Origin of the sequence: Streptomyces aurantiacus (assembly GCF_001418335.1) — a bacterium.
Classification (GTDB): domain Bacteria; phylum Actinomycetota; class Actinomycetes; order Streptomycetales; family Streptomycetaceae; genus Streptomyces; species Streptomyces aurantiacus.
In genome coordinates this window covers 1-7315 of sequence record NZ_LIPP01000288.1, presented here as the reverse complement: position 1 = coordinate 7315, position 7315 = coordinate 1, and the positions used below count along the sequence as shown (strand labels likewise).

The following is a 7315-nucleotide window of genomic DNA, read 5'->3' as shown; positions in this document are numbered from 1 at the left end:
CTGCGCGACCAGCCCCCACCAACCCGCACCCGCCGCACAACCGGACACAGAACACAGAACACAAAAGCGTGGGGCGCCCCCAGAAAGCAAGGGGGCACCCCACGCCAGCTTCGGCCAAGGCCGACAACCAGAACCGCGTCAGCTCAGAACTCGAAGTCCTGGTCGGCACGGCCCGCGTCCCGCTGAGGCCGCTGCGACTCCTGCGGAGCACCCCGCTCGGGCCGCTCCCGGTCCTGCCGTTCACGGTCCGGCGTCTGCTGCCCACGCTCGGTCTCCTGCCCGCGACGCTCGCCGAACTTCTGCTTCGCGTTGCGCTGGAGTTCGTCCGACTTGTCCTGGAACTGGTCCTTCATGGCCATGCTGTTCACTCCCGTTTGTGGGTGAGGGGATCGGGCCTCGACCAGAGTTACATGCACAGACATTGCGCGCATTTCGATCAGTTACGGTCGGTGACGCACCGTGTTCCGCTCGGTCTCGTCGGCCTCCCCACCCGCACCGACGAGCCCTTTCGTCATCCCCCCGAGCCGCGGCGCGAACCGGCGCATCTCCCGCTGCCCGACCGTCCCGATGAGCGCCGGAAGGTATCCGCGTACGCCCTGCGTCCCCCGCAGCCACCACTGCCCGTACACATGGCTCGACCGGCGTTCGATCCCGGCCACGAGCCGGTCGACGGCCGGCCCCAGCGGGTACGTCTTGTTGGTGGGCCACGGCAGCCGCCCGCGCAACTCCCGCATGACGTCGTCCTGATCGCTCCCGCGCACCATGTCGGTGTCGGTCCACGACAGATACCCGACCCCGACCCGTACGCCCTTGTATCCGACCTCGGCCCGCAGACTGTGCGCGTACGCCTCGACGCCCGACTTGGACGCGCAGTACGCGGTCATCATCGGCGCGGGTGTGATCGCGGCGAGCGAGGCGATCTGGAGCAGATACCCGCGGCTCTCCAGGAGAGCGGGCAGGAAGGCCCGGGCGGTGACGGCCGAGCCGATGAGGTTCACCTCGATGACCCGCCGCCAGGCCTCCGGGTCGGAGTCCACGAACGGCCCGCCGTTCGCGACCCCCGCGTTGGCGACGGCGATGTCGACCTTCCCGAACCGCTCCTTCACCTCCCGCGCGACCTCGGCCATCGCCTCGTGGTCGGTGACGTCGGCGTACCAGTGGCCGCTCTCGCCGTGCAGCCGCTCGGCGACGCCCTTCAGCACCTCCGGCTCCAGACCGACGAGCGCGACCGTGGCGCCGCGGGCGGAGAGCTTACGGGCGAGGAGTTCCCCGACGCCCCGCGCGGCCCCCGTGACGACCGCGACCTGCCCTTCCAGACCGACCCTGCTCATGCGCCCTCCTTGATCACTGCGTAGGCGGAGACGAGTTCGCGTATCCGGGCGGTGACCGGTTCGGAGGCCTCCATCGGGGTCATGTGCCCGATTCCGGTCAGTTCGGTGGAGCCGACGCAGTTCGGCAGCGCGGCGGCCAGCGAGCGCGCGTGCACGGCGGGCGTCAGCCGGTCGGCCGTGCCCACGACGATCGCGGTCGGCACGGTCAACTCCCGTACGGCGTGGTCGAGTTCGAGCGTGTCGAGCACCTTCGACCAGGAGTACCGCACCTGCCGGGGGCACGCGTGCACGATCCGCGCACATGCCTCGACCGTCGCCGGCGCCGAACCCGGCCCCATCGTCCCGTACTTGAGGACGCGCCGGGCGAGCGGCGTGACCGGCCCGAGCGGCGCCCGCGACCCGAGGATCTTCCTCGTGAGCCAGGTCCGCACCCGCCCGGCCCGCATCGGCAGCAGCAGCGACTCGGCGACCAGCCGCGAACTGCCCGTACTGCACAGCAGCACGGCGGCGGCGTGCTCCCGGAACCGGGGCCGTCCGGACGCGGCCATCAGCGTCATCCCGCCCATGGAGTGCCCGGCCAGGACCGCCTTCTCGCCCGGCGCGAGCGTGGCGGCGAGCACCGCCTCCAGGTCGTCGGCGAGCGCGTCCGTGCTGCACACGGGGTTGGCGGGGCTGCGCCCGTGCCCGCGCTGGTCGTACACGATCACGCGGTGGTCGACCGCGAGGTCCCGTATCTGCGCGGCCCAGAAGGCGGTGGAGCACGTCCAGCCGTGCGCGAGCACCACGGCGGGGGCCGCGGGGTCGTCCACGGCTCCGTGCACCTCGACGTGCAGCCGCGCCCCGTCGGCGGAGACCGCCGTCAGCTCGCGCGCGGGGGCGGGCGGCGCGTAGCGGCCACCGGCTTCGCGCGTCAGTCGGCTCACGCTTTCACGTGTCAGTCGGCTCATGCTTCTGCCTCGGCCTTCTTCTTCGTACGGGGGGCGGGTCGCGCGGTCGTGGACGCCGGTACTTGTGCCGGTTCCGGTACCTGTGCCGGTTCCGGTACCTGTGCCGGTGTCCGGATCAGGTCGTACTCCGCCAGGTCCACATGCCGGGTCGCGCCGCGGAACTCGGTGGTCGTGCCCGGCCACACCGTCGTGTTGACGCCGTTGTCGTCGAGGTACCAGCTGGTGCAGCCGCCGGTGGCCCAGACGGTGCGCTTCATGCGTTCCTGCACCCGGTGGTTCCAGGCGTCGACCGCGGCGGGCCGCGCGTCGAGGGCGGCTCGGCCGCCGAGTACGTCCAACTGGCGTACGTAGTCGGCCAGGTAGTTCAGCTGGGACTCGATCATCAGGATCATGCTGGAGTTCCCGAGGCCCGTGTTGGGCCCGATGATCGTCATCCAGTTGGGGAAGCCTGCCGCGGTCGCGCCCCGCAGCGACTTCATGCCGGCCGACCATGCCTCGGCGAGCGTCTTGCCCTCCGCGCCGACGACCCGCTCGGCGATGGGCATGTCGGTGACGTGGAAGCCCGTACCGAAGACGATCGCGTCGACCTCGGCCTCGCTGCCGTCGTCGGCGACGACGGTGGAGCCGCGGATCTCGCTCAGCCCGCTCGCGACCACGTCCACATTGGGCTCGGCGAGGGCCGGGTAGTACGTGCTGGACAGCAGGATGCGCTTGCAGCCGATGCGGTAGTCCGGAGTGAGCTTGGCCCGGAGCGCCGGGTCCTTCACGGCGCGGAACATGTTCCGCTTGGCCAGTTGCTCGACCAGACCCAGTTCGTTGGGACGCTTCGTGAACGCCTGGACCTGCAACTCCCGGATGCCCCACAGGAGTCCGCGCCGGAGCCGGGCGGTGACGGGCAGCGTCCGGTGCAGCAGGCGCTCGGCGCCGCTGATGGTCCGGTCGACGCGCGGCATCACCCAGGGCGGGGTGCGCTGGAAGAGGGTGAGCTGCGCGACCTCCGGCTGGATCGCCGGCACGATCTGGATGGCCGAGGCCCCGGTGCCGACCATCGCGACCCGCTTGCCGCGCAGGTCGTAGTCGTGGTCCCAGCGGGCCGAGTGGAAGACCTTGCCGGGGAAGGCGTCGAGCCCCGGGATGTCCGGCACCTTGGGGTCGGAGAGCGGCCCGGTGGCGGACACGACGATGTCGGCGGTGAGGGTCCCGCGACCGGTCTCGATCACCCAGCGCAGCCGCTCGCCGTCCCACGTCATCAGCTTCACCTCGGTGTTGAGGCGCAGATGCGGCCGCAGTCCGAAGACGTCGGTGACGTGCTCCAGGTAGGCGCGGATGTGCTCCTGCCCGGAGAAGGTGCGCGGCCAGTCGGGGTTGGGCGCGAACGAGAACGAGTAGAGGTGGGACGGCACGTCACAGGCGCAGCCGGGATAGCTGTTGTCCCGCCAGGTCCCGCCCACACTGTCGGCCCGTTCCAGGACGACGAAGTCGGTGACGCCCTCGCGGCGCAACCGCACGGCGGCTCCAAGCCCCCCGAATCCGGAGCCGATCACCGCCACCCGTACATGCTCGTGCTCGGTCATCCCGATGCCTCCATGCCGCGTACGATCGTGCCAGTGAACACTGGCGCAATGGGGAGAGTAGAGCAGCTCCGTACTGATGGGTAGGGGTTGCGCGCAGGAAAGTTACCGGCGGTACGGCATAGGGTGCCGGTGTGGCGGACAAGCGGGAGTACCGAATGGAGGAGCTGGCCAGGGAGGCCGGCATCACCGTGCGCACGCTGCGCTTCTACCGGGAGCGGAAGCTGATCCCGCCACCGCGCCGGGAGGGCAGGATCGCCTGGTACGACGAGGACCACCTGGCCCGCCTGCGCACCATCGCCGCACTCCTGGAGCGCGGCCACACGCTCAACGGCATAGCCGAACTCGCCGAGGCCTTCGACCACGGCCGCGACGTGGGCGAGCTGCTCGGGCTCGGCGCACCCACCGAGGAGACCCCGGTCCGCCTGACCCCCGAGGAACTGGCCGACGTCTTCGCCGGCCAGGCGACGCCGGAGAACCTCGCCGCGTCCCTGGACCTCGGCTACCTGGCCACCGACGGCACGGACATCGTCCACATCAGCCGCCGACTCCTGGAAACCTCGGCGGCCCTCGTCCGGGAGGGCATCCCTCTCACGGACATCCTCTCCGCCGCCCGCCGCGTACGCGAACACGCCGACGCCCTGGCCGAGTTGTTCACCGACCTGGTCCTCACCCCGGAGCGCACCCCGGAGGACCTCCAGCGCCTACGCCCCCTGGCGAAGAGCGTGGCGGAGGCGGAACTGTCGATGGCGCTGGACCGCAGGCTGCAGAAACGCCCGTAGGCCCACCAGGGGGCCTGTATCGGGGGGCTGTATCGGGGGGCCTATATGTCGAAGACCACGGTCACCGGTGCGTGGTCCGACCAGCGCTCCGCGTGGGTCGCCGCCCGCTCCACGAACCCCTTGACGGCCCGGGTCGCGAGTCCGGGTGTGGAGACCTGGTAGTCGATCCTCCAGCCCGTGTCGTTGTCGAAGGCCCGCCCCCGGTACGACCACCACGAGTACGGCCCCGCCACGTCCGGATGCAGCGCGCGTACGACATCCACGTACCCGCCCTCCACCGCGTCGAAGACCTGCCCCAGCCACTCCCGCTCCTCCGGCAGGAACCCGGAGCTCTTCTGGTTCGCCCGCCAGTTCTTGAGGTCGGCCGGCTGGTGGGCGATGTTCCAGTCGCCGCACACCACGACCTCGCGCCCGTCGGCGGCGGCTCGCGCGCGCAGCACCTTCAGGTAGGCGAGGAACTCCCCCATGAACCGGATCTTCTCGTCCTGCCGCTCGGTCCCGACCTCACCGGAGGGCAGATACAGACTGGCGACGGTCACACCGGGCAGGTCGACCTCGACGTAGCGCCCGCTGCCGTCGAACTCGGCGGATCCGAAGCCGACCTGGACGCGGTCGGGTTCGTGGCGCGTGTAGAGGGAGACACCGGCCCGCCCCTTCGCGGCGGCGGGCGCGTGCACGACGTGCCATCCCTCGGGCTGCCGTACACCCTCCGGGAGCTGCTCGGGCTCGGCCCGTACCTCCTGGAGGCACAGCACGTCGGCGGACGTCTCCGCCAGCCATTCCACGAAGCCCTTCTTGGCGGCGGCACGGAGCCCGTTCACATTCACAGAGGTCACAGTCAGCACCCGGGCACGATACCGGCACACTGGACGAGCACACCGTCCCTCCCCACCTACTGCACAGAAGCACGGTAAAACGCATGAACATACGCCCGGTCGCCTTCGACCACTTCGACGCCGTCAAGCTCAACGACCAGGTACAGGCCGAGTACGCCATGCGCTACGGGGACGAGGGCGACGTCACTCCGCTCGCCCCGGCGATGTTCGAGCCGCCGCTCGGCCTCTACCTGATCGCGTACGACGCCCAGGGCAGGCCCGTCGCCACCGGCGGCTGGCGCACCCAGGACGAGAACGACGAGGGCTACTCGGACGGCGACGCGGAACTGAAGCGCATGTACGTGGTCGAGGAGGCCCGCGGCAACGGCCTGGCCCGCCGCATCCTGGGTGCCCTGGAGAACGACGCGCGTAAGGCCGGCCGTACCCGCATGGTCCTGGAGACCGGCGACAAGCAGCCCGAGGCCATCGCCCTGTACACGTCCAGCGGCTACGAGCCCTGCGTCAAGTTCGGCCACTACCGCTTCCACGAGGACAGCCGCTGCTTCGCAAAGTTTCTGTGAGGACACCGGTCCGGCACGGAAAAAGCCCCTGCCGGTTTTCCCCGGCAGGGGCTTTGAGCTGCGGTGGACCTGTGGGGATTTGAACCCCAGACCCCCTCGATGCGAACGAGGTGCGCTACCAGACTGCGCCACAGGCCCTTGCAACGAGTGAAACTCTAGCATCCCGGTCCAGGTGCTTGGAAATCCGTTCCCGGAGGCTCTCCCCGCTGGTCAGGGGCAGGGCCTCCACAGAGCTTCCGCGTGGTTCCGAGGCTTTGTCACTCGTTGGCGGCGCGGCGCCGGTCGCCGTCCTCGTACTGGTCGAAGAGGGGCGTCCGGCCCCGTTCGCGGGCGCGGCGGGCCGAGGCCGCGCGCCGGGCGTCCGCGGCGCTGTCCGAGCCGTCGTCCCCCTCGGCCGCGGGCTCGTCCAGTTCCTCCGTCGCCTCGGACGTGGGGCGGTCCGCGTTCGGCTCGACCGTGCTGGACCGGGCCGAGCTCCACGCGTCGGGCGCGCCCAGGTCGACGTCGGACGTCGCGCGCGGGGCGACCGGCGCCGTCACATACGTCGGCAGCGGCACCGGGACGGGGTCCCAGCTCTCGCCCCGGACGGGCCCGTGCCGACGCTCGCGCTGCTGGTCGACCCACTCCGCGTGGTCGGTCTGCTCGACGAGGGCACGGCGGTCGGCGGCGAGCGCGGACATGCCGGGGTCGGTGTCCGGCTCCGGTCCGTCCTCCGGCTCGTCGGCGGCGCCCGGATCGGCCGGTGGCCGCCGGCGCGGCTGCCGCTCCCGCAGTCGCTGCGCCGCGACCTCGGCACGCCTGCGGTCCATCACATACGTGAAGCGCCGGTGCTCCTGGGAGCGCAGGTACGCGATGTAGATGCTCAGCAGTACCGCGGGCACCCCGGGCGCCCACAGGAACGCGAGTCCGCCGACGGCCGCGACGACCGCACCGAGCGTGAAGGCGAAGAAGAGCATGACGGTCGTACGCCGTCGGCGCGCGAGCACCTTCGAGCGCCGGGCCCGGGCCGCGGCCTCCGCCGCGGCGGCCCGCCGCGCGGGAGACGCCCCGGGCGCTCCGTTCGACGCGGGCTTGGCGCCCTGCTGGGGCACGGGCCTGCCGCCCGCCGCACGGCCCTGCTTCGACGAGGGGTGGGGCGACGGGTGGGGCTTGGCCTGGGGGCCGCCGGACTTCGGCGCCGGCGCCGGCGCGGACGCCTGCCGCGTTTCTCGATCCGCCGCCGCCTGCTTCGCCGCCTGCCGCGACGCCTGTCTCGAAGCCTGCTGCGCCTGCGCCGCTTGCTGCGCCT

Annotated in this window: 8 protein-coding genes and 1 tRNA gene; 2 read left to right on the top strand and 7 right to left on the bottom strand. The window is 71.4% G+C overall.

The window, feature by feature from the left end; genetic code table 11:
- Positions 1-143: 143 nt before the first annotated feature.
- From AOK01_RS31425 to AOK01_RS31410, 4 genes are all read right to left on the bottom strand, one after another.
- On the bottom strand, positions 144-359 hold the full coding sequence (locus tag AOK01_RS31425; RefSeq protein ID WP_055517626.1) for a hypothetical protein: 216 nt from the start codon (positions 357-359) through the stop codon (positions 144-146).
- Between the two features lie 81 nt (positions 360-440).
- Positions 441-1331, bottom strand: a complete 891-nt coding sequence (locus AOK01_RS31420; RefSeq protein WP_055517624.1) for an SDR family oxidoreductase — start codon at positions 1329-1331, stop codon at positions 441-443.
- Complete coding sequence (locus AOK01_RS31415; protein WP_055517622.1) at positions 1328-2254, bottom strand: alpha/beta fold hydrolase; 927 nt, start codon at positions 2252-2254, stop codon at positions 1328-1330. Before AOK01_RS31415 ends, AOK01_RS31420 begins: the two co-directional genes overlap by 4 nt.
- A 20-nt stretch (positions 2255-2274) precedes the next feature.
- Positions 2275-3852, bottom strand: coding sequence for a flavin-containing monooxygenase (locus tag AOK01_RS31410; RefSeq protein WP_079103913.1), 1578 nt, complete (start codon positions 3850-3852; stop codon positions 2275-2277).
- 155 nt (positions 3853-4007) lie between these two features.
- Here AOK01_RS31410 and AOK01_RS31405 point away from each other — a divergent pair, with 155 nt between their 5' ends.
- Positions 4008-4631, top strand: a complete 624-nt coding sequence (locus AOK01_RS31405; protein ID WP_079103914.1) for a MerR family transcriptional regulator — start codon at positions 4008-4010, stop codon at positions 4629-4631.
- Between the two features lie 41 nt (positions 4632-4672).
- Here AOK01_RS31405 and AOK01_RS31400 read toward each other — a convergent pair whose 3' ends face one another.
- On the bottom strand, positions 4673-5497 hold the full coding sequence (locus AOK01_RS31400; protein ID WP_079103912.1) for an exodeoxyribonuclease III: 825 nt from the start codon (positions 5495-5497) through the stop codon (positions 4673-4675).
- Between the two features lie 53 nt (positions 5498-5550).
- Here AOK01_RS31400 and AOK01_RS31395 point away from each other — a divergent pair, with 53 nt between their 5' ends.
- Positions 5551-6027, top strand: a complete 477-nt coding sequence (locus AOK01_RS31395) for a GNAT family N-acetyltransferase (protein ID WP_055517617.1) — start codon at positions 5551-5553, stop codon at positions 6025-6027.
- A 64-nt stretch (positions 6028-6091) separates the two neighbouring features.
- Here AOK01_RS31395 and AOK01_RS31390 read toward each other — a convergent pair.
- Positions 6092-6165, bottom strand: a tRNA-Ala gene (locus AOK01_RS31390).
- 119 nt (positions 6166-6284) lie between these two features.
- A partial coding sequence (locus AOK01_RS31385; RefSeq protein ID WP_245702499.1) for a hypothetical protein occupies positions 6285-7315 on the bottom strand: 1031 nt, incomplete at its 5' end.

Bases quoted from the DNA above. Each gene is read 5' to 3' on its own strand.
- AOK01_RS31425 (WP_055517626.1), bottom strand. From the start codon at position 359: ATGGCCATGAAGGACCAGTTCCAGGACAAGTCGGACGAACTCCAGCGC.
- AOK01_RS31420 (WP_055517624.1), bottom strand. From the start codon at position 1,331: ATGAGCAGGGTCGGTCTGGAAGGGCAGGTCGCGGTCGTCACGGGGGCC.
- AOK01_RS31410 (WP_079103913.1), bottom strand. From the start codon at position 3,852: ATGACCGAGCACGAGCATGTACGGGTGGCGGTGATCGGCTCCGGATTC.
- AOK01_RS31405 (WP_079103914.1), top strand. From the start codon at position 4,008: ATGGAGGAGCTGGCCAGGGAGGCCGGCATCACCGTGCGCACGCTGCGC.
- AOK01_RS31395 (WP_055517617.1), top strand. From the start codon at position 5,551: ATGAACATACGCCCGGTCGCCTTCGACCACTTCGACGCCGTCAAGCTC.